This window comes from Anaerosporobacter faecicola, assembly GCF_012070565.1.
In the GTDB taxonomy this organism is placed as follows: domain Bacteria; phylum Bacillota; class Clostridia; order Lachnospirales; family Lachnospiraceae; genus Anaerosporobacter; species Anaerosporobacter faecicola.
Genome location: NZ_JAAQRO010000036.1, coordinates 1 through 22,210, shown reverse-complemented (window position 1 = coordinate 22,210; position 22,210 = coordinate 1). Strand labels below are relative to the sequence as shown.

Below are 22,210 nucleotides of genomic sequence, written 5' to 3'. Positions count from 1 at the left end.
TCAATCAATACAATATTTGTATGGTGTGGTATAATAGAGAGCGATTATGGAAGTAACAGAAGGGAAGGACAAATATGTTGCATAAAAACACTACTAGAAAAATGATACCACTTTTACTTCTTATTGTACTATTGGTTGGTGTGATTATACCAAATCAAAACAATCCAGTAACGGTACAAGCCAAAAGTAAAGTGTATAAGATTACCACGAAGACCAAGCCTTGTGACAAATCAGAAAAATATAGTACTTATAATAAGTATACAAAGCATTATTATGTTCTGTTATCTTATCTTAAGAAGCTAGAAAAAGAGGGCGGCGGTACCTTAGAATTAGCAAAAGGTAGTTATACCATCTCCAATACATTATATGTACCATCGAATGTAACCATCAAACTGAAGAATGGTGTGAAGATCATCAAAGGAACGAAATCTGGAACAAGCAAATTCGCAGCATCGAAATCCATCTTTCAGTTTTGTAGCTATACAAAGAGCAGTAAAGAAGGGGTATATAAAAAATACAAAGGGGAAAAGAATATCTCTATAATAGGAGAAGGCACAGCAATCATTGATTTAAAATATGATGAAGATACAGTAGGAATTATGATGTGCCACAATAGCAATGTAAAAATTACTGGCATTACGTTTCAGAATATGCATGGGGGTCATTTTATAGAAATGGATGCATCGAAGGATGTTGTCGTTGAAAAATGTACCTTTAAAAATCACAAAGATTCTGGAAAAAATAATAAAGAAGCAATCAATCTAGATACTCCTGATGAGAATACCAATGGATTCCATGCTGATTGGAGTTCTTATGACAAAACAGCAAATCTGAATGTGACTATTTCCAATTGTACCTTTAAGAACCTAGAACGTTCCATTGGAACACATAAGTATTCTCAGAACAAGTTGCATACGAATGTACAAATTATCAATAATACCATAACTAATTGTGACCAGGATGCTATTCGTGTAATGAATTGGAAAGAGCCAATTATTAAGGGAAATACCATAACCAATGTGGGAGATAAGAAAGCGGGACTTCGGGCAATCTTAATGAGTGGGGTATCAGATCCTCAGATCTATGACAATATATTTAAGAAGGTTTCTCGTCCAATTCAGATTATGCCATGGAAGAATACAGATTTTGGTGAGGAATATGATATCATCTTTAACAGCATAAGTGATGCATGTATTGAGATTATGAAGCGAAATGTATTGATAGATGGAGATGAGTATTTTATTCGTTATAACAAGGAATATAATGAATTTAGTAAGAATACAGATAAGATTCCGTTGAATCCTTAAACTAAGAATTTGATAAGGAAAAAGATTCGATAAGATCAAAGAATCTATATGATCAAAGAATCGTTAAGATCAAAGAATCTATATGATCAAAGAATCGTTAAGATCAAAGAATCTATATGATCTAAGAATCGTTAAGATCAATGAATTTATAAGATCGATATTCAATAAAGATAGAAATGCATAAATTCCATTATTTAAAAGAGTTCCTTTGGGATATCATTTGATATGGATGAAAATAATAAAGAACAAGACAATGGTGAACCATTTCATAAGTTGAGCCTAAAATGCGAACGAATGGGAGATGGTTCCATCATAGTGCTTGTTCTTTTTTTATTTACTAGGAAAGTCCTCCAACTTTCCCAGTCATAGTATCGATTACTTAATATAGTAGGAGCTAAATACATTACTACGAAACTACGTGTGACTTATTAAGGCAGTATGTTGCAAATAAAAGTTTTTTTAAATATTCCTTGACAAAAGAAATGCATAGTGATATTTTATTTATAAAGATATTAGCACTCTACTTAATTGAGTGCTAACAATCAAAAACCTAATGGTTCTTATTGAAGCAAATAAGAAAGGAGTGGTCTGGTGCAACTTGATGATAGAAAGTGGAAGATTCTTCAGGCTATCATTCAAAATTATCTAGAAACGGGTGAACCAGTTGGATCGAGGACGATATCAAAATATACGGATTTGAATCTGAGTTCTGCTACTATCCGTAATGAGATGTCAGACCTAGAAGAATTAGGTTATATTATTCAACCACATACTTCTGCAGGAAGAATTCCATCTGATAAAGGTTATCGAGTATATGTTGATTCCTTAATGGCGGATAAGGAGCAAGAAGTAGAGAACATGAAGGAAATCCTGCTTGACAAAGCAGATAAGATGGAACTTCTGTTACAACAGGTTGCCAAGATGTTGGCGCAGAATACGAACTATGCAACGATGATTACGACACCGCAGTATCGACACAGAAAAGTAAAGTTCGTACAGTTGAGTGAAGTAGATGAAGAACAGATTTTATTAGTAATTGTTTTAGAAGGCAATATTGCTAAGAATAAATTCATCACCTCCACGCAAATAATAGAAAAAGAAATGATTCTAAAGTTAAATATATTGTTGAATACATTTCTTCAAGGTTTGGATATTACCGATATCAACTTATCTGTAATCCAGAAGATGAAAGAGCAAGCAGGTTCTTATAGTAGCCTAGTAAGCGACATATTAGATGCAGTGGCAGAGGCAATCAACGAAGAAGAAGATCTTGAAATCTATACAAGTGGTGCAACGAACATTTTAAAATATCCGGAATTGAGTGATACGAAGAAAGCTTCTGAACTGTTATCAGCTTTTGAAGAAAAGAAGTTATTAACGGATTTGATTTCAGATAAACGTGAAGACAAAGATAATCGTGGCATTCAGGTATACATTGGTGATGAAACACCAGTAGAATCTATGAAAGATTGTTCCGTTGTTACAGCAACGTATGAGATTGAAGAAGGCGTCTATGGGAAAGTAGGAATTATTGGTCCGAAACGAATGGATTATGAACGAGTAGTAGGCACATTACAGAATATGATGAGTCAACTCGATGATATATTTAAAAATAAATAGGCATATCCAATTAGAGGAAAGGTGGTAGTCGAAAAGTGGCTGATCAAGAAAAGATGGAAGATGTAGTAGAAAAAGACACAGTAGAAGAAACGACAGAAGAAACAGCAGAAGAAACAGTAGAGGATACTGTGGAAGAAGTAGAAGAAGATGCAGAAGGTGCAGAAAAATCATCTAAGTCCATCTTTAAAAAGGATAAAAAAGAGAAGAAAGATAAAAAAGATGCCCAAATCGAGGAATTAAAAGATCGATTAATGCGTCAAATGGCTGAGTTTGAAAATTACAGAAAACGTACTGAAAAAGAAAAATCGCAGATGTTTGAGTTTGGAGCAAAGAGCATCATTGAAAAAATCCTTCCAGTAATCGATAACTTCGAAAGAGGACTTGGAGCAATATCAGAAGATGAGAAGGAAAGCCCATTTGCACAAGGTATTGAAAAAATCTACAAACAAATGGTTTCTTCTTTAGAAGAAGCTGGTGTAACTGCAATTGAATCAGTAGGAAAAGAATTTGATCCAAATCTTCACAATGCAGTAATGCATGCAGAAGATGAGAATTTGGGTGAGAACATTGTTTCAGATGAATTCCAAAAAGGATATCTGTACAAAGAAACAGTAGTTCGTCACAGTATGGTAAAAGTAGTAAACTAATGCAATAGATTAAATGAAACTGAACAAAGAAATCGTAAATGATTCGATTTATTATATTAGGAGGAATTGATTATGAGTAAAATTATTGGTATTGACTTAGGTACAACAAATTCATGTGTAGCTGTTATGGAAGGTGGAAAACCTGTTGTTATTGCAAATGCAGAAGGTATTCGTACAACTCCATCGGTTGTTGCATTTACAAAGACAGGAGAAAGATTAGTTGGTGATCCAGCAAAACGTCAAGCTGTTACAAATGCAGATAAAACAATCTCTTCAATCAAGAGACATATGGGTACTGACTTTAAGGTTACAATTGATGATAAGAAATTCTCTCCACAAGAGATTTCAGCAATGATCCTTCAAAAATTAAAAACAGATGCAGAAAGCTATTTGGGAGAAAAAGTTACAGAAGCTGTTATTACTGTTCCTGCATATTTTAACGATGCACAAAGACAGGCAACAAAAGATGCTGGTAAAATCGCTGGTCTTGATGTAAAACGTATCATCAACGAGCCAACAGCAGCAGCTTTAGCATATGGTCTTGATAATGAACATGAACAAAAAATCATGGTTTACGATTTAGGTGGTGGTACATTCGATGTATCAATCATTGAAATTGGTGATGGTGTTATCGAAGTATTAGCAACAAGTGGTGATAACAGACTTGGTGGTGATGATTTCGATGAAAGAATCACAAGATATATGATCGATGAATTCAAGAAAGCAGAAGGCGTAGACTTATCTCTTGATAAGATGGCTCTTCAAAGATTAAAAGAAGCTGCTGAAAAAGCAAAGAAAGAATTATCTTCAGCAACAACTACAAACATCAACTTACCATTCATCACTGCTACAGCAGAAGGACCAAAGCATTTTGATATGAACTTAACTCGTGCTAAATTCGATGAATTAACACATGACTTAGTAGAAAGAACAGCTACTCCAGTTCAAAACGCACTTCGTGATGCTGGTATGACTGCAAGTGAACTTGGTCAAGTATTATTAGTTGGTGGTTCAACAAGAGTTCCAGCTGTTCAAGATAAAGTAAAACAATTAACTGGTAAAGAACCAAGTAAAACATTAAATCCAGATGAATGTGTAGCTCTTGGTGCTTCTATCCAAGGTGGTAAATTAGCAGGAGATGCTGGTGCAGGAGATATCTTATTACTTGACGTTACTCCATTATCATTATCAATTGAAACAATGGGTGGAATCGCAACAAAATTAATCGAAAGAAATACGACAATCCCTACAAGAAAGAGCCAAATCTTCTCTACTGCAGCAGATAATCAAACAGCAGTTGATATCAATGTTGTTCAAGGTGAAAGACAATTCGCAAAAGACAACAAATCACTTGGTCAATTCAGACTTGATGGTATTGCTCCAGCAAGAAGAGGTGTTCCTCAAATCGAAGTTACATTCGATATTGATGCCAATGGTATCGTAAATGTATCTGCAAAAGATTTAGGTACTGGTGCAGAACAACACATTACAATCACAGCTGGTTCTAACATGTCAGATTCTGATATCGAAAAAGCTGTTAAAGAAGCTGCTGAATATGAAGCACAAGATAAAGCTCGTAAAGAAGCAGTTGATACTCGCAATGATGCAGATGCTATGGTATTCCAAACTGAAAAAGCATTACAAGAAGCTGGCGATAAATTAGATGCCAATGACAAAGCTACTGTTGAAGCAGATTTAGCACACTTAAAAGAGTTGATCGAAAAGAGCAACCCAGAAGTTATGTCAGAAGGCGAAGTTGCAGATATCAAAGCTGCAAAAGAAAAATTAATGACAAGTGCACAAAACTTATTTGCTAAATTATATGAACAAGCACAAGGTGCAGCTGGTGCACAAGGTGCTGGTCCTGATATGTCAGGTGCATCACAAGGTACTGCAAACAATGATGATGACGTTGTAGACGGAGATTATAGAGAAGTTTAAGAATTTGAAGGAAAGCAAAAGGGAGATTTTGCTTGACGAATGTAATAAATTTCAGTATTATAGGGCTTATGGGTCCGTCCCGAAGCGAAGAGATAGGCGGTCTAATATTTAGGCTGCCTATTCCTATATTAAGATTACAGTATAACGAGATGTAATTATATATAGGTAATTGCTCTGCAAAGTGTTTATCACTTGTAAGTGCTATTGGCACAAGCATGTACGACAGACACTTTGTTATGTGGCAGGAATTGATAGAAAGGGAATAAGTCGTATCGTAAACAATGATAGCGGCAGTTAGGAGATAGAGTATGGCAGATAAGAGAGATTATTATGAGGTCCTTGGTATAGCAAAGACTGCGAGCGATGCGGAGATAAAAAAAGCATACCGTGTTCTTGCAAAGAAATACCATCCAGATACCAATCCTGGAAACAAGGAGGCAGAAGCGAAGTTCAAAGAAGCTTCGGAAGCATATGCTGTTTTAAGTGATCAGGACAAGAGAAGACAGTATGATCAATTTGGTCATGCAGCATTTGAAGGTGGCGCCGGTGGTGGAGCTGGTGGATTTGATTTTAATGGTATGGACATGGGCGATATCTTTGGTGATATCTTCGGCGATATCTTCGGTGGAGGAAGAAGTCGTTCTCGTGGAAATAATGGTCCAATGAAGGGACAAAATATTCGTACCAGCGTTAGAATTACATTTGAAGAAGCTGTATTTGGCTGTGAGAAAGAATTAGACCTAACATTAAAAGATGATTGTGCAACTTGTCACGGAACAGGTGCAAAACCTGGAACTACAGCACAAACATGTACAAAATGTGGTGGAAAAGGTCAGGTTGTGTTCACACAACAATCTTTATTTGGTATGGTTCGAAATGTACAGACATGTCCAGATTGTCGTGGTACTGGTAAGATTATTAAAGAAAAATGTACAGATTGTCATGGTACAGGATATATCAGTAGCAGAAAGAAGATTAAGGTAACAATTCCTGCTGGTATTGACAATGGACAAAGCGTTCGTATCCGTGAAAAAGGAGAACCAGGTGTTAATGGTGGAGAAAGAGGCGATCTGCTTGTAGAAGTAGTAGTTAGCAGACATCCAATTTTCCAACGTCAGGATTATGATATCTATTCTACTGCTCCAATTTCCTTTGCACAAGCTGCATTAGGTGGAGATGTAAGAATTAGTACAGTAGATGGAGATGTCTACTATACAGTAAAACCAGGTACACAGACGGATACAAAAGTACGTTTGCGTGGAAAAGGGGTTCCTACTTTACGGAACAAAGAAGTTCGTGGAGATCATTATGTGACATTAGTCGTACAGGTTCCTACGAAGTTGAATGCAGAACAAAAAGAATTGTTACAGAAGTTTGATGAAGCAGTAACAGGTAAAAAACCAGATGTTGAAGCAACGGCTCATGAGGACAAAGAGAAAAAGAAAAAAGGCTGGTTTAATAAATAGTTGATTAGGTTAGCAAGAGCCTAATCGAAGTATTGCTTAGGCCTTTGTGTTCAAATCAGTAATTATAGGTAGTAAGAAACAAATCCAATCATTCCAATTGGCGTAATCGGTAAGGAATGAGTTGGATTTGTTTTTTTTGACACTATACTAGGAAGTATGATATAATATCAATTTGAGTAAGCTTTGATATATTGTTTTTAAAAACTTATACGATACGTGAAGAAATCCATTAATATATAGCAAACACCTACTCTACGTAAATTTTTAATGTGAGAAGTTTGAGCTAGGTATGATGTATTTGAAAAGAATTAGTTGAACGAGATTTAATAAATATGCGAAATAGAGCGTAAGGAGATAGAACATTGAAGTGGACAAAATTTTCCTTGGAAACAACAACACAGGCAGTAGATCTAGTAAGTAACATGTTAGATGAACTTGGAATTGAAGGTATTGAGATTGAAGATAAGGTTCCTATAACAGAGGAAGAAAAGAAAGAGATGTTTATTGATATCTTACCTGATCTTGGGGAAGATGACGGAAAAGCTACGGTAAGTTTCTATATCTCTGATGAGGAAGATACGGAACAGATTCTACAGGCTGTAAAACAGGGAATGATGGAATTAGCAGATTTTGTTCCAGTTGGTGATATGGAGATTACTGTATCAGAGACAGAAGACAAGGATTGGATCAATAACTGGAAGCAATATTGGAAGCCATTCCGTGTGGCAGATGATATTATCATTAAACCAACTTGGGAGACGTTAACCGAAAAACGTGAAGATGATTTGGTTATTGACATTGATCCTGGAACAGCTTTTGGTACGGGAAGTCATGAAACAACTCGTTTGTGCATCCAAGGACTTAGAAAGTATATCACCAATGAAACCACACTTCTAGACGTAGGAAGTGGTAGTGGAATCCTATCCATTATTGGTTTGAAATTAGGAGCAAAAGCAGCAGTAGGAACAGATATCGATCCCAATGCTATCCATGCCATGTATGACAATGCCAAGGTAAATGGTATCACAGAGGAAGAATTTGTTGTAAAAATCGGTAATATCATTGATGATAGGAAGCTGCAAGAAGAAGTTGGAAAAGAACGCTATGATATTGTAGTAGCCAACATTTTAGCGGATGTGATTATTCCATTGTCTGCTGAAATTGGGCAACATTTGAAAAAAGACGGACTCTATATAACCTCTGGTATCATTAACATGAAACGTGATGAAGTTAAAGATGCAATTGAAAAGAATGGATTTACCATCGTTGAAGAGAATGTTATGGGTGAATGGGTTTCTTTTGTAGCAAGAAAATAGTGTGAGATCAGAAGTAGAAAGGGGAAAGAAACGAGAACATGTATCGTTTTTATATAGAGCAGTCAAACGTACGAGAGGAGCAAATCCTTATTGATGGAGCGGATGTAAATCACATTAAGAACGTCCTTCGAATGAGAGTAGGTGAAGAATTGATCTTATGCGATGGGCAAGGTACGGATTATCATTGTAAAATCGCGGTATTGGCGGCCGACCAGATACAAGCAAGTATTATAAGCAAGGAAGAAACGCAAACGGAGTTACCTGCCAGAATTTATCTCTTTCAAGGATTACCGAAAAAAGATAAGATGGAATTGATCATTCAAAAGGCTGTTGAGCTTGGTGTTTATCAGGTGATTCCTGTTATGATGAAGAGAAGCGTAGTTAAGCTTGATGATAAAAAGAAAGAACAAAAGAAATTAGAACGATGGCAGGCGATTGCAACTAGTGCAGCGAAACAATCAGGTCGTGGTTTTATACCAGAAGTAATGCCAGTCATGAATTATAAAGAAGCAGTTGCTATGGCAAAGGAAATGGAGTATAAAATTCTCCCTTATGAGCATGCCATGGGAATGCAAGAAACCAAACAAAAGATTCAAGAAGTAAAAGGAAAGAAATCCGTTGCAATCTTCATTGGTCCAGAGGGAGGGTTTGAAGAGGAAGAAGTTGCTGTAGCAAGGGAAGCAGGGATTGCTCCAATTACGCTAGGAAAAAGAATTTTAAGAACAGAAACAGCGGGACTTGCAATCTTATCGGTATTAATGTTTGCGTTAGAAGAGTAAGGAAAAGAAAAGTAGGCAAAGTAACGTAAACAAATGAAAGTAAAGTAAGTAAAGTTAGTAAATCAAGGTGTAATCAATTCAGGTTTTTAAGGGATAAGGATAAGGAAAGGATAAGAAATGGATACACAAGGGAGAGAAGCGTATCTGGATAATGCAGCAACAACAAGAGCATTTGACAGTGTACGTGATATTATGATGCAAACATTAGATGTAGATTATGGAAATCCATCTTCTATGCATGCAAAGGGTGTAAATGCTGAAAAATATATAACAAATGCAAAAACAATAATAGCAAAAAGTTTGAAGGTGGATGCGAAAGAAATCGTATTTACTTCTGGTGGAACCGAATCCAATAATATGGCATTGATCGGTACGGCATTAGCTAATAATCGGACAGGCAAGCATATTATAACAACCAATATTGAACATGCATCGGTGCATAACCCTCTTATTTTTTTGGAGGATTGTGGATATGAGGTGACGTACCTTCCTGTTGATCAGAATGGAAAGCTACGATTGGATAAGTTGGAAGCAGCATTACGAGATGATACCATATTAGTTTCGGTTATGTATGTGAACAATGAAGTTGGTGCGATTGAAGAAATTGAAAAGATTTCACAGATTATTAAAGAAAAGAATGCGAACACATTATTTCATGTAGATGCAATCCAGGCATATGGAAAGTTTAAGATATATCCGAAACGTATGGGAATCGATCTATTATCCGTTAGTGGACATAAGATTCATGGACCAAAGGGAATTGGATTTTTGTACATCCGAGATAAGGTTAAGATAAAACCGATTATCTATGGTGGCGAGCAACAAAAAGGAATGCGTTCTGGTACAGAAAATGTTCCGGGAATTGCCGGACTTGGAAAAGCAGTGGAAGAAATCTATACGGATCATGAGAAGAAGATCGATCATCTCTATGAACTAAAACAGTATTTTATTGAAGAGGTAACAAAAATAGAAGGTGTAACAGTGAATGCCATAGCAGTTCCATCCATTCGTGAAACAGCACCCCATGTTGTGAGCGTTAGTTTTGCAAATGTGCGAAGTGAAGTGTTGCTTCATTCGTTGGAAGATAAGGGGGTATATGTATCATCCGGGTCAGCATGTTCTTCCAATCACCCAGGATTAAGTGGTACATTACGTGCAATTGGTGTGAAGAAAGAGTTGCTTGATTCTACGATTCGATTCAGTTTTTCTGTACAAACAACAAAGGAAGAATTGGATTATGCTCTAACACAAATCAATGAAATATTACCGATTTTAAGAAGATATACAAGACATTAATAATACAAATACAATGCCAGCAAATGACACTATTCATATAAGGTGAATACGTGATGTAAAAGGCAATTGCTTGGTAATAAAAATGAAAGTCAAGAAAGGGAAAGGTACGAATATGTTTAAGGCATTCCTAATAAAGTATGCAGAGATTGGCATTAAAGGGAAAAATCGATATTTATTTGAAAATGCATTACGTGATCAAATTAAATTCGCTTTAAAAGCAGTGGATGGAGAGTTTTATGTTTCAAAGGAACAGGGAAGAATCTATATAGAGGCATTATCTGATTATGACTATGAAGAAACAGTAGAGGCATTACAACGTGTATTTGGAGTAGCAGCTATTTGCCCAGTCGTAATCATTGAGGATACTGCGTGGGATAATTTGGTGCAAAAGGTTGGAGATTTTGTAGAAAATCTATATCCTACTCGTAATTTTACATTTAAAGTTGAAGCTAAACGTGGAGACAAACAGTATCCAATTAAATCACCAGAAATCTGTATTGAGATGGGAGCAGCTTTATTAGACCGTTTTCCTGAAATGAAAGTGGATGTGCGTGAACCACAAGTTCGAATCAATGTGGAAGTTCGACACAAAGCATATGTGTATTCGAAGATTATTGAAGGACCAGGTGGAATGCCAGTGGGAACCAATGGAAAAGCCATGCTTTTACTTTCCGGTGGAATCGATAGCCCTGTTGCAGGTTATATGATCGCAAAACGTGGTGTTCAGATTGATGCAATGTATTTCCATGCACCACCATATACAAGTGAAAGAGCAAAACAAAAAGTAGTTGATCTTGCAAAATTAGTAGCGAGATATTCCGGACCAATTAATCTTCATGTAGTAAACTTTACAGATATCCAGTTATATATCTATGAAAAATGTCCACACGATGAATTGACGATTATCATGCGAAGATATATGATGCGTATTGCACAAAGTGTTGCAAAAGAAACAAACTGTCTTGGCTTGATTACAGGAGAAAGTATTGGTCAGGTAGCAAGTCAGACAATGCAGAGTCTAGCAGCAACCAATGCGGTTTGTGATATTCCGGTGTATCGACCAGTTATCGGTTTTGATAAGCAGGATATCGTAGATATCGCAGAAAAGATTAATACTTATGAAACATCAATTCTTCCATTTGAAGATTGTTGTACAATCTTTGTTGCAAAACATCCAGTAACAAAACCAAATGTTGGTGTAATTGAACGTTCAGAAAGAAATCTGGAAGAGAAGATCGATGAATTAGTAAAAGTAGCATTAGATACAATGGAAACCATTGAAATCAAGTAGAACACGTTCCTTTCTTTAAAGAAATTATGATGGATAATCGCACCCTTCACACCGTAACTATTAACTTGATCAAGTAGATAGTAGATGATAGATACTGTGTGAAGTTTGCGTGAATGTTTATAAGAAATCAAAAGCATAGGAAAATACGAATTGTTGATTCTAATCTAGAGTGTAAGTTTATAAAAAGAGAATGAAAAAGATTGATAAACATAAAGTAATCGTTATAAACATGAAAAAAAGAGGATACGATGTATCCTCCCCAATAAGTAATTTACCTCTCGAATAAAAAGCTGTTTGTTCGCTGGTGAATGTCATTATTGAATCTTATTATTCAACAATATATGGTGCAAGTGCTGTTAAGATTGTATCAACACTTTCTTCGTTATGAATGTTAAGATCAATTGGTTTTGATAAGTCTAAACTGAAGATACCCATGATTGATTTTGCATCGATTACATATCTTCCAGAAACTAAATCAAAATCAGAATTGAATTTTGTTACTTCGTTAACGAATGCTTTCACCTTATCAATTGAATTTAAAGAAATTTTAACTGTTTTCATAGTAAAATCCTCCTTAGATGTTTGAATTTAAACAATTGGAAAGACTTGATTTTGCTTAGTTTTTCTATTGCTTAATATATTATAATACTACAGTTTCAATAGGCAAAAGTCAATATGCAATATAGATAAAAAAAGGTCATGACAAACGTTAGAATAGTCAAAAAGTTTGTCCAATATATGGAAAGGAAGAAAGATGGAGAACCAGATAAAACAACCATTAGAGAATAGGAAGGTGGCATTCCTTACACTTGGCTGTAAAGTGAATTCATATGAAACGGAAGCAATGGAACAGTTGTTTCAACAAGCCTCCTATACGATTGTAGATTTTGCGGAGCAAGCAGACATATATGTAGTTAATACATGCACAGTAACCAATATTGCGGATCGTAAATCCAGACAGATGCTTCATAAAGCAAAGAAATTGAATCCGGATGCAGTCGTTGTAGCTGTTGGTTGTTATGTACAAGCTGCAAAAGATGCTTTGGAAGCAGATGAGGCGATTGATCTAGTAGTGGGAAACAACCAAAAGAAACAGATTGTACAATTGTTAGAAAACTACTTAAGCGATCATGAAGAGAATGAAGCAGTAATTGACATTGCACAGGATTCGGAATACGAGGAATTGGCCATTGGGTCTCTTGCGGAAAAGACCAGAGCATACATGAAGATTCAAGATGGTTGTAACCAATTTTGCTCCTACTGTATCATTCCGTATACAAGAGGTAGAATACGAAGTAGAAAGAAGGAAGATATTCTAGCAGAAGTTCATCGATTGGTGAATAAGGGATATAAGGAAATCGTTTTAACGGGAATACATTTATCCTCTTATGGCTTAGATAGTGCCTCTGTTGAAGAATACGATCAAGCCATTGATCAGGCACAACATACGCCATTGTTACAGATTATCACAGAAATCAGTGAGGTAGATGGGGTAGAACGGATTCGATTGGGATCTCTTGAACCAAGAATAATCACGGATGAATTTGTTAAGACTTTAAGTAAGAACAGTAAATTCTGTCCACATTTTCATCTGTCTCTGCAAAGTGGTTGTGATGCAACCTTAAAAAGAATGAACCGTAAGTACGACACAAAATTATTTATGGAGAAATGTGAACAATTAAGAGAACATTTTGATCGTCCAGCATTAACAACCGATGTGATTGTCGGTTTCCCAGGAGAAACAGAAGAAGAGTTTGGTGAAACCATTCAGTTTTTAAAAAAGATTACGTTCATGAAGACACATGTATTCAAATACTCAAAGAGACAGGGAACAAGAGCTGCTGCGATGGAAAATCAAATTGCAGAGAGTATAAAGCATGAGAGAAGTGAGACTTTGATTGAACTTGATAAGAAGAACAATCATATGTATTTGGAATCATTTATTGGAGAAAATGAAAAAGTTCTGTTTGAAGAACGTGTAACGATTGATGGAAAAGAATACATGGTAGGTCATACACAGAGATACGTTAAAGTAGCGGTAGAAGGGGAAGAATCCCTTGTGAACCAGATTGTACCAGTTGTGATTGATGGGTTTGCATCGGAAGAAGTTCTTCATGCTTTCATGAATTATTCAAAATAATACATTGAATTTTCCAGCCGGATATATTAATATAGGTATAACGGAGAATAATGATAAAGCAATGTAATTGCTAGAAAAAGGAACGTGATAGTATGCAAGACATTAGTAATACGCAGTATTTTAAAGTACAAAAAGAACCAGAAATCCAAGTGAGTGAAGTAATCGCTACGGTATTCACTGCATTAATGGAGAAAGGATATAATCCAGTAAACCAGATTGTTGGTTATATTATGTCAGGTGATCCTACGTATATTACCAGCTATAGGGGTGCAAGAAGTTTGATCATGAAAGTAGAACGTGATGAAATCTTAGAAGAACTATTAGATAATTATATTAATACAAGACTTACCAAATAAACGTTTATACGGAATGCCAGGAATTTTTCCTGGTATCCTGTATAATATGGGTTATTTATGATAGGAGAATTTATGAGAATAATGGGGCTTGATTATGGCTCAGTTACAGTTGGTGTTGCCATTAGCGATGGACTTTTATTAACGGCGCAGGGAATTGAAGTAATCCGTAGAAAGCAGCCAGATAAGCTTCGGCAGACATTAGCACGTATTGAGCAATTAGCCAAAGAATATGAAGTAGAAAAAATCGTTCTTGGATATCCTAAGAATATGAACAATACAATTGGAGAACGTGCGGAAAAATCAGAAGAGTTTGCAGAGATGTTGCGAAGACGTACTGGTTTAGAAGTAGTTTTGTGGGATGAACGGCTGACAACAGTTGCTGCACACCAGGCATTAATCGAAGGAGATATGCGTAGGGAAGATCGGGCAAAGGTAGTAGATAAGATAGCAGCTATCTTCATTTTACAAGGGTATTTGGATTACTATAATATGAATAAAGCAAAAGAAGCCGGCGAAGGAGAAGTGTAAATGGAAGAAATACAGGATAAACAGGAAAAAATCGTATTTACTACACAAGATAATGAGAAAATCGAGTTCTATGTACTAGAACAGACGATGATTAATGGAAAAAACTATATTCTTGTTGCGGATTCCGTAGAAGAAGAAGAAGCGAATGCATTGATTTTAAAAGAATCGTCTAATGAATCCGAAGATATCGTTTATGATGTAGTAGAAGATGATAATGAATTACAGGCAATATCCAAAGTTTTTATGGAGATGCTAGATGATACCGATATTGAATTTGAAAAAGAGTAAAAGATTAGAAGATATAGGATTATAAGATCAATTTGAAAAGGATCGAATAGATAATACGATAAGTCACAGAGTTTGTGATAAGCAGAATATGGAATAAGAAAGAACAATTCGCGATTAGCGAAGTTTTACTATTGGGATGTTCTTTGAAGATTCCCAATATATAGATTAATAAGTGTAAGTTGCATGGTGCGAGACACCATTGCAAGAAGAGGTATATATAATCATTGGAATTATAATACATTCTGGTATAGTGGAGAGGAATCTCTATCTGTGTAATGTTAATAAACTACCATTTGCTTACTTTATAAATAACCTGTAAATACAGGCAGGGAGGCAAGTATGTCTAATGACCAAACACGTTTTAAAGAATTATTAAAAGAAAACGGATTAAAAGTTACGACACAAAGAATAGCGATTTTAGAAGTTTTGGATAGTAGGCCGGATGAGCATTTAACTGCAGAAGAAATATATGATTGTGTAAAAGAAGAGTATCCTGATATAGGACTAGCTACGGTATATCGTACCATTCAGCTTTTTTCCGAGTTGCATTTGATTGACAAGTTGAACTTGGATGACGGCTATGTTCGATATGAGATAGGGAAATTAGGAAAAGAAGAAAGCGTACACCATCACCATCATTTAATCTGTTTAAATTGTGGGAATGTATTTTCTTTTGAAGATGATTTGCTAGAAACGCTGGAACAAAGAATATACGAATCGAAGGGTTTCCGTGTAGTAGATCATGAAGTAAAACTGTTTGGGTATTGTACGAAATGCCAACAAAAGTAAGACCCCATTGTAAGTGAATGGGATTATTCACATACACAAATATAGAGAAAAGCACTTTGCTAATAGAATGTAGGCAGGAACCCCCTGTTTGATTCCCAATGATCGAAATATAAATTAAAAATAATCATTGGAGGTGCTATTTTTTGAAAGCAAAAGAAACAAATGGAAAAGGAGTTAAAATCATTCCTCTAGGTGGACTAGAACAAATCGGAATGAACATTACAGCGTTTGAATATGAGGATAGTATTATAGTCGTGGATTGTGGTCTATCCTTTCCAGAAGATGATATGTTAGGAATTGATTTAGTTATTCCTGATGTAACCTATCTGATCAACAATATTGATAAAGTAAAAGGGTTTGTTATTACCCATGCCCATGAGGATCACATTGGTGGACTCCCTTATGTATTAAAAAATGTGAATGTACCAATCTATGCAACAAAATTAACGATTGGAATCATTGAGAACAAATTAAAAGAACACAATTTATTGAAAACAACAAAACGAAAAGTAATTAAATATGGACAATCCATTAACCTTGGATGTTTCCGTATCGAATTTATTCGTACAAACCATAGTATTGCAGATGCAGCAGCATTAGCAATCTACTCTCCAGCTGGAATCATTGTTCATACAGGTGACTTTAAAGTGGATTACACGCCAGTGTTTGGAAGTACCATTGATCTTCAGCGATTTGCAGAGATCGGAAAGAAAGGCGTACTCGCTTTAATGTGTGATAGTACGAATGTTCAAAGACCAGGCTATACCATGTCAGAACGTACCGTTGGAAAGACATTTGATAATATATTTGCAGAAAACACAAAACATAGGATTATTGTTGCCACATTTGCATCAAATGTGGATCGTGTGCAACAGATAATTAATTCAGCTGTCAAGTACAACCGTAAAGTGGTAATTGAAGGACGTAGTATGGTAAATATTATAACCACCGCATCAGAGCTTGGATATATTACTATGCCAGATAACGTATTGATTGATATTGAGCAGATGAAGAATTATTCAGATGAGCAATTGGTATTGATCACAACAGGAAGCCAAGGGGAAGCGATGGCAGCGTTGTCTCGTATGGCAGCTTCAATTCATAAGAAAGTAACAATTAAACCTGGTGATACGGTAATCTTTAGTTCCACACCAATCCCTGGTAATGAAAAACCAGTATCAAAAGTGATCAATGAATTATCAATGAAGGGCGCACAAGTTGTGTTCCAAGATACCCATGTATCTGGACATGCTTGCCAAGAAGAAATCAAATTAATCTATGCATTAACGAAACCGAAATATTCAATCCCAGTTCATGGTGAATATAGACATTTGATGAAACATGCAGAAATTGCAGAGAGTCTTGGAATTCCTAAGGATAACATCTTTATCTTATCTTCTGGGGATGTGCTAGAAGCATCAGAAGAAAAAGCACAGGTAGTTGGCAAAGTGCCAGCGCAAGGCATCTTAGTAGATGGACTTGGTGTAGGTGATGTAGGAAATATCGTACTTCGTGATCGTCAACATTTATCAGAAAATGGATTATTGATCGTTGTTGTAACTTTAGAAAAATACAGCAACCAGATCTTATCAGGACCAGATATTGTATCACGTGGTTTTGTATATGTTAGAGAGTCTGAGACACTCATGGATGATGCAAGAGAAGTTGTCAATAATGCATTGGATAAATGCATTGGTCGTAATATCACAGATTGGGGCAAGATTAAAACAGAAATTAAAGACTCCTTAAGTGATTATTTGTGGAAGAAGACAAAGAGAAATCCAATGATCTTACCGATCATAATGGAAGTTTAGTTTTGACGATAGAAGATGTGTAATCGCAACAAAAAACCCGTGAGGGTATGTGAGGCACTTTGAAGTAAGGACGGATGAAAGATGAAAGATATCGAATATCAGATGAAGAATCTAGTTGCCGCCATAAAAAAGAGCAACGAGTATAATCAATACCAGCGTTTATATGCAAGTATTGAGGAAAACGAAGCACTTTTAGCGCGACTAAATGAGTATCGATCTAGAAATTATCAAGTACAACTTACGGATGGAGAACATTCCTTGGAGATCTGCCGTTCCATAAGAGAAGAGTACAAAGATGTTTTGATGAATCCTCTGGTACAGGAATTTTTAATCGTCGAGCAAAGAGTCAACACTATGTTGAAGACTGTTAACCACTATTTGTGGGATAATATTGATTTAAAGATTGATTTTATCATATAAGTAAAGGAGGTTCACCTATGGCATCCAGGTCCCAGACAACCAAGCTAATACTAGGAATATCAAGTTTTGTAGTTCATATCTTATTAAATATTTTGTTCTATGTTATTGTTGTTATGTTAATAACAAAATATAGTGGAGTGGCTTATGATTTTGCTTATGAAGTATTTGGTGAAGTTGCTTTAGCCGATGCAGATGATGATGTGAAGGAAGTTACGATCACCATCAATAAAGGTGAATCGACAATGAGTGTTGCAAGTAAATTAGAGTTGAATCGTGTGATCAACAACAAGTATGCGTTTTACTTGCGTGCCAAGTTATTTCAGTCCAATATTAAGACAGGTCGGTATAAGGTAAATGCCGCTATGTCATATGAAGAAATTCTTACTGTTATATCAGATTATGATAACAATCTTGATAAAGATAAGGATAATCAAGAAAGCAAGTCGTCCAAAGATAAGAGTGAGAAAACAAAAGATGGACAAGAGGAGTCAGAGAATAAAGATTCGAAGGATACAAGCGCAAAGACGAAGAGTTCCAAGAATCAGAATTCAGATGAAGACTCGGACGACATTAATTAGAAACGTTATGATTTAGATATCGTTTAATACGAAAGGGGTTGTTGCGATCGCTAGATCGGCAATAACTCCTTTGTATTGTAAAAAGGAGTATAGACGCATGATAGTAGATGAAAGAATAGCGGCATATATCTGTTCCTTAGAACAAGAGATGCCCGAGGTGTTACGAAATATTGAAAAACAAGCACTAGAAGACTGGGTTCCAATCATTAAGAAACCAACCCAGAACCTTTTACGTTTCTTATTGCGTTCGTTGCGTCCTGAGAACATATTGGAAGTAGGAGCTGCAGTTGGATTTTCGTCCATATTGATGAGTGAATACATGCCAAAGAGTTGTCATATAACAACGATAGAGAAGATGCCAGAACGAATTCAGAAAGCAAAAGAGAATATGGAATATGCGAAACGTTCCGATCGTATCACCCTATTGGAAGGGGATGCAGCAGATGTCTTACAACAGTTAGCAAATGAGGAAAGAAGCTTTGATTTTATGTTCATGGATGCTGCGAAAGGACAATATATTAATTTTTTGCCTAACATAATGAAAATGTTACCTGTTGGTGGTATTTTGATCTCAGATAATGTATTACAGGATGGAGATGTGGTAAAATCCCGTTATGGAGTTACCAGAAGAAATCGTACCATTCATTCCCGTATGCGGGAGTACCTTTATGAGTTGACACATATGCAGGAATTTGATACGATTGTGTTGCCTATCGGTGATGGAGTTACGTTAAGTACACGATTAGAAGGAGAAAGCAAGCAATGAGTAGAAGAGAAAAACCAGAATTACTGATTCCAGCTAGCAGTCTGGAAGTTTTAAAAGTTGCCATAAATTACGGAGCCGATGCCGTTTACATCGGTGGAGAAATGTTTGGACTTCGTGCAAAAGCAAAGAACTTCTCAAAGGAAGATATGATTGCAGGAATTCAATATGCCCATCAATTTGGGAAAAAAGTATATATCACAGCTAATATTACCGCGCATAACCGTGATTTGGAAGGTGTTGCAGAGTATTTTGAAGAGATGAAAGAGATTAAACCGGATGCATTGATTATCTCTGATCCTGGGGTATTCGATATTGCAAGAGAAGTGATTCCAGAGATGGAATTACACATCAGTACCCAAGCAAATAATGTAAACTACAGAACGTATCTATTCTGGCAACGTATGGGTGCAAAGAGAGTCGTATCTGCCAGAGAATTATCCTTAAAGGAAATCGGCGAAATCCGTAAGAATATACCAGACGATCTTGAGATTGAAACCTTTGTTCATGGAGCAATGTGTATGTCTTATTCTGGAAGATGCCTATTAAGCAATTACTTTACAGGAAGAGATGCAAACCTTGGTGCTTGTACACACCCTTGCCGTTGGAAATACCATATCGTTGAGGAGACACGACCAGGCGAATATATGCCAATCTTTGAAAATGATCGTGGAACCTATATCTTTAATTCAAAAGATTTATGTATGATCGAGTATATTCCTGAAATTGTTGAAGCAGGAATCGATAGTTTGAAGGTAGAAGGTAGAATGAAGACCGCTCTGTATGTTGCAGCAGTAGCAAGAACATACAGAAAAGCCATTGACGATTATTTTATCAGTGAGGAAACCTATCGCAAGAACATTCCATATTACAAGGAAGAAATTGCGAAATGTACCTATCGTCAGTTCACAACCGGATTCTTCTTTGGACCAACAACCAGTGAATCTCAGATCTATGACAGCAATACCTATGTAAAAGAATATACGTATCTAGGTCTGATCCAAGGAAAAAATGAAGCAGGTCTATACGGACTAGAACAAAGAAACAAGTTCTGCGTGGGGGATACCATCGAGGTCATGAAAGCAAATGGAGAAAATATCATGGCAACGGTTAAACGAATCACAGATGCAGAAGGCGTTGATATGGATAGCTGTCCACATCCAAAACAACAGATCTATGTTGACTTTGGAATGGATTTAGATGATTTTGATCTTCTTCGAAGAAAAGAAGAAACGGCTGCACCAGCAGGTGGATGCGATGGTGGCTGTACGTCTTGTTAATTGTAGAGTTTGAGCAAGAAATAGACAAAATTGAATGTAATTTGAATAGATGAATAAATAAAAATAAAAGAGTTCTTTTAACATATATGATGAAAAATAATGTAGTATCATAGATGAGTGAAAGAACTCTTATTATTGTTATTTTTAAAATGCTGGGAAATACGAGAGTAAGGTATACTATAACATATATTATAGAACTAGTTATTTGATAATATGGGAGTATGTAACATAAGTAGAACATTAGAAGGAGGGATAATGTTGTTATCAGATCAGTGGATTGCACAAGGGTATGAAAGTGGAGAACGAATTAAGCTACTTGGTAATTTAATTAATTTTGAGTATTGGTATGATAAGGACCATTGTAAAATAGGAGTTATTATACATTTCGAATATGCAGAGGATGCACATTACGAATTTATATACGATGAATTTTGCAAGTTTATAAAACGAATTGGTGATATGGAATGTGTAGAAAAAAGTTTACGTGATTATTTTAGCAAAGAAATAAAATTATATGAGTTTTCGGATTTTCTAGAGAAAAATAAGATAATGTTTGATCGGATTGTTTTTTATAGTACATAGAAAACTACATTTCTACCAATGAATACTGTAATAAAATACATTTAATTTGTAATCCTTACGTAGTATAATTTGTTTTTATGGGACAGAAATTCCCGTAGACAGAACTTGAGGAGAAAACAAATGAAGAAAGAGCGATCTTATTTATTACTAGAAGAAAAGAATATATACGGTGCTTTCATTTATCTAGCACTGCCTGTTATGCTTGCGAATATTATGAAATCGTTACATGATTTGGTGGATACCTATTTTATTGGGCAAATGGATAATTCCGTCTCTGCACAAGCGGGAATCTCCATCACTTGGCCACTGTTAAATATATTCTTATCGTTAAGTGTTGGGTTAGCAGTAGCGGGAGTTGCAGTAATCAGTCAGTATCTTGGAGCGAAAGATGAGAAAAGCGCAAAAGAATACATTGCACTATTGTTGGTACTAAGTATAGGGATTGGCGTAATATTCAATGCAATCCTATATGTAATTGCACCGATGGTACTTCATTTTATGGGAGCCAAGGGTGCAGTATATGAACAGGCATTGATCTATATGCGTGCTAGATCTTTCGAAATGCCATTTCTATTCATCTTTACAGCATTTCAGGCATCAAGGCAGGCTCGTGGAGATACAACATCACCTGTAATCCTGTCTGTAATTTCAATTATAATCAACATCATCTTAACGGCATTATTCATACAGGTATATCATATGGGAATTTTGGGTGCAGATTTATCAACCGTGATTGGGCAGATTGCAATTGTACCAATTTCCTTGTATCTGATGTTCTCAAAACGCCAGAAGTTACATTTAACGAGAAAAGATCTAAGAATTAAAACAACCAATTTAACAAAACTGATTGGAATTGCTATGCCTTCCGCAGGAAGCCAGGCGTTTGATATGCCCCCTGTCAAGTAGACAGGTTAAATATCTAAAATGAGTGTTTACTGAATGACCATACTTCGTATGAGGTATGGTCATTTTTTATGCACACCATTTTTCTTTGTATTTTTTGATTCGT

Annotated in this window: 22 protein-coding genes; 21 read left to right on the top strand and 1 reads right to left on the bottom strand. The window is 35.9% G+C overall.

Annotation, left to right across the window (positions count from 1 at the left end; genetic code table 11):
- Positions 1-74 precede the first annotated feature (74 nt).
- The 9 genes from HBB17_RS15550 to thiI all read left to right on the top strand — a co-directional run bounded on the left by HBB17_RS15550 (position 75) and on the right by thiI (position 11,663).
- Positions 75-1,307, top strand: a complete 1,233-nt coding sequence (locus HBB17_RS15550; RefSeq protein ID WP_167958432.1) for a right-handed parallel beta-helix repeat-containing protein — start codon at positions 75-77, stop codon at positions 1,305-1,307.
- A gap of 591 nt (positions 1,308-1,898) precedes the next feature.
- Positions 1,899-2,927: a heat-inducible transcriptional repressor HrcA gene (hrcA, locus tag HBB17_RS15545; RefSeq protein WP_167958431.1), complete on the top strand. Its 1,029-nt coding sequence runs from the start codon at positions 1,899-1,901 to the stop codon at positions 2,925-2,927.
- A 53-nt stretch (positions 2,928-2,980) separates the two neighbouring features.
- Complete coding sequence (grpE, locus tag HBB17_RS15540) at positions 2,981-3,574, top strand: nucleotide exchange factor GrpE (protein ID WP_167958519.1); 594 nt, start codon at positions 2,981-2,983, stop codon at positions 3,572-3,574.
- Between the two features lie 72 nt (positions 3,575-3,646).
- Positions 3,647-5,515 (top strand): molecular chaperone DnaK, encoded by a 1,869-nt coding sequence (gene dnaK / locus HBB17_RS15535; RefSeq protein ID WP_167958430.1) that lies wholly within the window; start codon positions 3,647-3,649, stop codon positions 5,513-5,515.
- Positions 5,516-5,823: 308 nt separating this feature from the next.
- Entirely contained in the window at positions 5,824-6,981 is a 1,158-nt protein-coding gene (dnaJ, locus tag HBB17_RS15530) for a molecular chaperone DnaJ (RefSeq protein ID WP_167958429.1), read from the top strand.
- 362 nt (positions 6,982-7,343) lie between these two features.
- On the top strand, positions 7,344-8,297 hold the full coding sequence (gene prmA / locus HBB17_RS15525; protein ID WP_167958428.1) for a 50S ribosomal protein L11 methyltransferase: 954 nt from the start codon (positions 7,344-7,346) through the stop codon (positions 8,295-8,297).
- A 38-nt stretch (positions 8,298-8,335) separates the two neighbouring features.
- Entirely contained in the window at positions 8,336-9,076 is a 741-nt protein-coding gene (locus HBB17_RS15520) for a 16S rRNA (uracil(1498)-N(3))-methyltransferase (RefSeq protein ID WP_167958427.1), read from the top strand.
- 117 nt (positions 9,077-9,193) lie between these two features.
- On the top strand, positions 9,194-10,372 hold the full coding sequence (locus tag HBB17_RS15515; RefSeq protein ID WP_167958426.1) for a cysteine desulfurase family protein: 1,179 nt from the start codon (positions 9,194-9,196) through the stop codon (positions 10,370-10,372).
- Positions 10,373-10,484: 112 nt separating this feature from the next.
- A complete protein-coding gene (thiI, locus tag HBB17_RS15510; RefSeq protein ID WP_167958518.1) occupies positions 10,485-11,663 on the top strand; it encodes a tRNA uracil 4-sulfurtransferase ThiI in 1,179 nt (392 codons plus the stop codon).
- Positions 11,664-11,990: 327 nt separating this feature from the next.
- Here the strand turns inward: thiI and HBB17_RS15505 are convergent, their stop codons facing one another.
- The gene (locus tag HBB17_RS15505) at positions 11,991-12,224 is read right to left on the bottom strand and encodes an HPr family phosphocarrier protein (protein WP_167958425.1); all 234 of its coding nucleotides are present in this window, start codon (positions 12,222-12,224) and stop codon (positions 11,991-11,993) included.
- A gap of 193 nt (positions 12,225-12,417) precedes the next feature.
- Here HBB17_RS15505 and mtaB point away from each other — a divergent pair, with 193 nt between their 5' ends.
- The 12 genes from mtaB (at position 12,418) to HBB17_RS15445 (ending at position 22,107) form a co-directional block, all read left to right on the top strand.
- Positions 12,418-13,803, top strand: coding sequence for a tRNA (N(6)-L-threonylcarbamoyladenosine(37)-C(2))-methylthiotransferase MtaB (gene mtaB, locus HBB17_RS15500; protein ID WP_167958424.1), 1,386 nt, complete (start codon positions 12,418-12,420; stop codon positions 13,801-13,803).
- 92 nt (positions 13,804-13,895) lie between these two features.
- Complete coding sequence (locus tag HBB17_RS15495) at positions 13,896-14,159, top strand: IreB family regulatory phosphoprotein (protein ID WP_167958423.1); 264 nt, start codon at positions 13,896-13,898, stop codon at positions 14,157-14,159.
- A gap of 72 nt (positions 14,160-14,231) precedes the next feature.
- Complete coding sequence (gene ruvX / locus HBB17_RS15490) at positions 14,232-14,687, top strand: Holliday junction resolvase RuvX (RefSeq protein WP_167958422.1); 456 nt, start codon at positions 14,232-14,234, stop codon at positions 14,685-14,687.
- Positions 14,688-14,975, top strand: coding sequence for a DUF1292 domain-containing protein (locus HBB17_RS15485; RefSeq protein WP_167958421.1), 288 nt, complete (start codon positions 14,688-14,690; stop codon positions 14,973-14,975).
- Positions 14,976-15,314: 339 nt separating this feature from the next.
- A complete protein-coding gene (locus HBB17_RS15480) occupies positions 15,315-15,764 on the top strand; it encodes a Fur family transcriptional regulator (protein ID WP_167958420.1) in 450 nt (149 codons plus the stop codon).
- A gap of 143 nt (positions 15,765-15,907) precedes the next feature.
- Positions 15,908-17,578 carry a ribonuclease J gene (locus HBB17_RS15475; protein ID WP_238483770.1) on the top strand — a complete coding sequence of 557 codons (1,671 nt, stop codon included), beginning with the start codon at positions 15,908-15,910 and terminating at the stop codon, positions 17,576-17,578.
- A gap of 81 nt (positions 17,579-17,659) precedes the next feature.
- Positions 17,660-17,998: a YlbF family regulator gene (locus HBB17_RS15470; protein ID WP_167958419.1), complete on the top strand. Its 339-nt coding sequence runs from the start codon at positions 17,660-17,662 to the stop codon at positions 17,996-17,998.
- A gap of 17 nt (positions 17,999-18,015) precedes the next feature.
- Positions 18,016-18,576 carry an endolytic transglycosylase MltG gene (locus HBB17_RS15465; RefSeq protein ID WP_167958418.1) on the top strand — a complete coding sequence of 187 codons (561 nt, stop codon included), beginning with the start codon at positions 18,016-18,018 and terminating at the stop codon, positions 18,574-18,576.
- Positions 18,577-18,673: 97 nt separating this feature from the next.
- Positions 18,674-19,342, top strand: a complete 669-nt coding sequence (locus HBB17_RS15460) for an O-methyltransferase (RefSeq protein ID WP_167958417.1) — start codon at positions 18,674-18,676, stop codon at positions 19,340-19,342.
- Entirely contained in the window at positions 19,339-20,619 is a 1,281-nt protein-coding gene (locus tag HBB17_RS15455; protein ID WP_167958416.1) for a peptidase U32 family protein, read from the top strand. The genes HBB17_RS15460 and HBB17_RS15455 overlap by 4 nt, the downstream gene beginning before the upstream one ends.
- A 255-nt stretch (positions 20,620-20,874) precedes the next feature.
- Positions 20,875-21,201: a hypothetical protein gene (locus tag HBB17_RS15450; RefSeq protein ID WP_167958415.1), complete on the top strand. Its 327-nt coding sequence runs from the start codon at positions 20,875-20,877 to the stop codon at positions 21,199-21,201.
- Positions 21,202-21,321: 120 nt separating this feature from the next.
- Positions 21,322-22,107, top strand: coding sequence for an MATE family efflux transporter (locus HBB17_RS15445; protein ID WP_167958414.1), 786 nt, complete (start codon positions 21,322-21,324; stop codon positions 22,105-22,107).
- The last annotated feature ends 103 nt before the right edge of the window (positions 22,108-22,210 follow it).

What these genes read in the sequence shown, in the direction of transcription:
- HBB17_RS15550 (WP_167958432.1), top strand. Translation starts at nt 75, where the DNA reads ATGTTGCATAAAAACACTACTAGAAAAATGATACCACTTTTACTTCTT.
- grpE (WP_167958519.1), top strand. Translation starts at nt 2,981, where the DNA reads ATGGAAGATGTAGTAGAAAAAGACACAGTAGAAGAAACGACAGAAGAA.
- dnaK (WP_167958430.1), top strand. Translation starts at nt 3,647, where the DNA reads ATGAGTAAAATTATTGGTATTGACTTAGGTACAACAAATTCATGTGTA.
- dnaJ (WP_167958429.1), top strand. Translation starts at nt 5,824, where the DNA reads ATGGCAGATAAGAGAGATTATTATGAGGTCCTTGGTATAGCAAAGACT.
- HBB17_RS15520 (WP_167958427.1), top strand. Translation starts at nt 8,336, where the DNA reads ATGTATCGTTTTTATATAGAGCAGTCAAACGTACGAGAGGAGCAAATC.
- HBB17_RS15515 (WP_167958426.1), top strand. Translation starts at nt 9,194, where the DNA reads ATGGATACACAAGGGAGAGAAGCGTATCTGGATAATGCAGCAACAACA.
- thiI (WP_167958518.1), top strand. Translation starts at nt 10,485, where the DNA reads ATGTTTAAGGCATTCCTAATAAAGTATGCAGAGATTGGCATTAAAGGG.
- HBB17_RS15505 (WP_167958425.1), bottom strand. Translation starts at nt 12,224, where the DNA reads ATGAAAACAGTTAAAATTTCTTTAAATTCAATTGATAAGGTGAAAGCA.
- mtaB (WP_167958424.1), top strand. Translation starts at nt 12,418, where the DNA reads ATGGAGAACCAGATAAAACAACCATTAGAGAATAGGAAGGTGGCATTC.
- HBB17_RS15495 (WP_167958423.1), top strand. Translation starts at nt 13,896, where the DNA reads ATGCAAGACATTAGTAATACGCAGTATTTTAAAGTACAAAAAGAACCA.
- ruvX (WP_167958422.1), top strand. Translation starts at nt 14,232, where the DNA reads ATGAGAATAATGGGGCTTGATTATGGCTCAGTTACAGTTGGTGTTGCC.
- HBB17_RS15485 (WP_167958421.1), top strand. Translation starts at nt 14,688, where the DNA reads ATGGAAGAAATACAGGATAAACAGGAAAAAATCGTATTTACTACACAA.
- HBB17_RS15480 (WP_167958420.1), top strand. Translation starts at nt 15,315, where the DNA reads ATGTCTAATGACCAAACACGTTTTAAAGAATTATTAAAAGAAAACGGA.
- HBB17_RS15470 (WP_167958419.1), top strand. Translation starts at nt 17,660, where the DNA reads ATGAAAGATATCGAATATCAGATGAAGAATCTAGTTGCCGCCATAAAA.
- HBB17_RS15465 (WP_167958418.1), top strand. Translation starts at nt 18,016, where the DNA reads ATGGCATCCAGGTCCCAGACAACCAAGCTAATACTAGGAATATCAAGT.
- HBB17_RS15460 (WP_167958417.1), top strand. Translation starts at nt 18,674, where the DNA reads ATGATAGTAGATGAAAGAATAGCGGCATATATCTGTTCCTTAGAACAA.
- HBB17_RS15455 (WP_167958416.1), top strand. Translation starts at nt 19,339, where the DNA reads ATGAGTAGAAGAGAAAAACCAGAATTACTGATTCCAGCTAGCAGTCTG.
- HBB17_RS15450 (WP_167958415.1), top strand. Translation starts at nt 20,875, where the DNA reads ATGTTGTTATCAGATCAGTGGATTGCACAAGGGTATGAAAGTGGAGAA.
- HBB17_RS15445 (WP_167958414.1), top strand. Translation starts at nt 21,322, where the DNA reads ATGAAGAAAGAGCGATCTTATTTATTACTAGAAGAAAAGAATATATAC.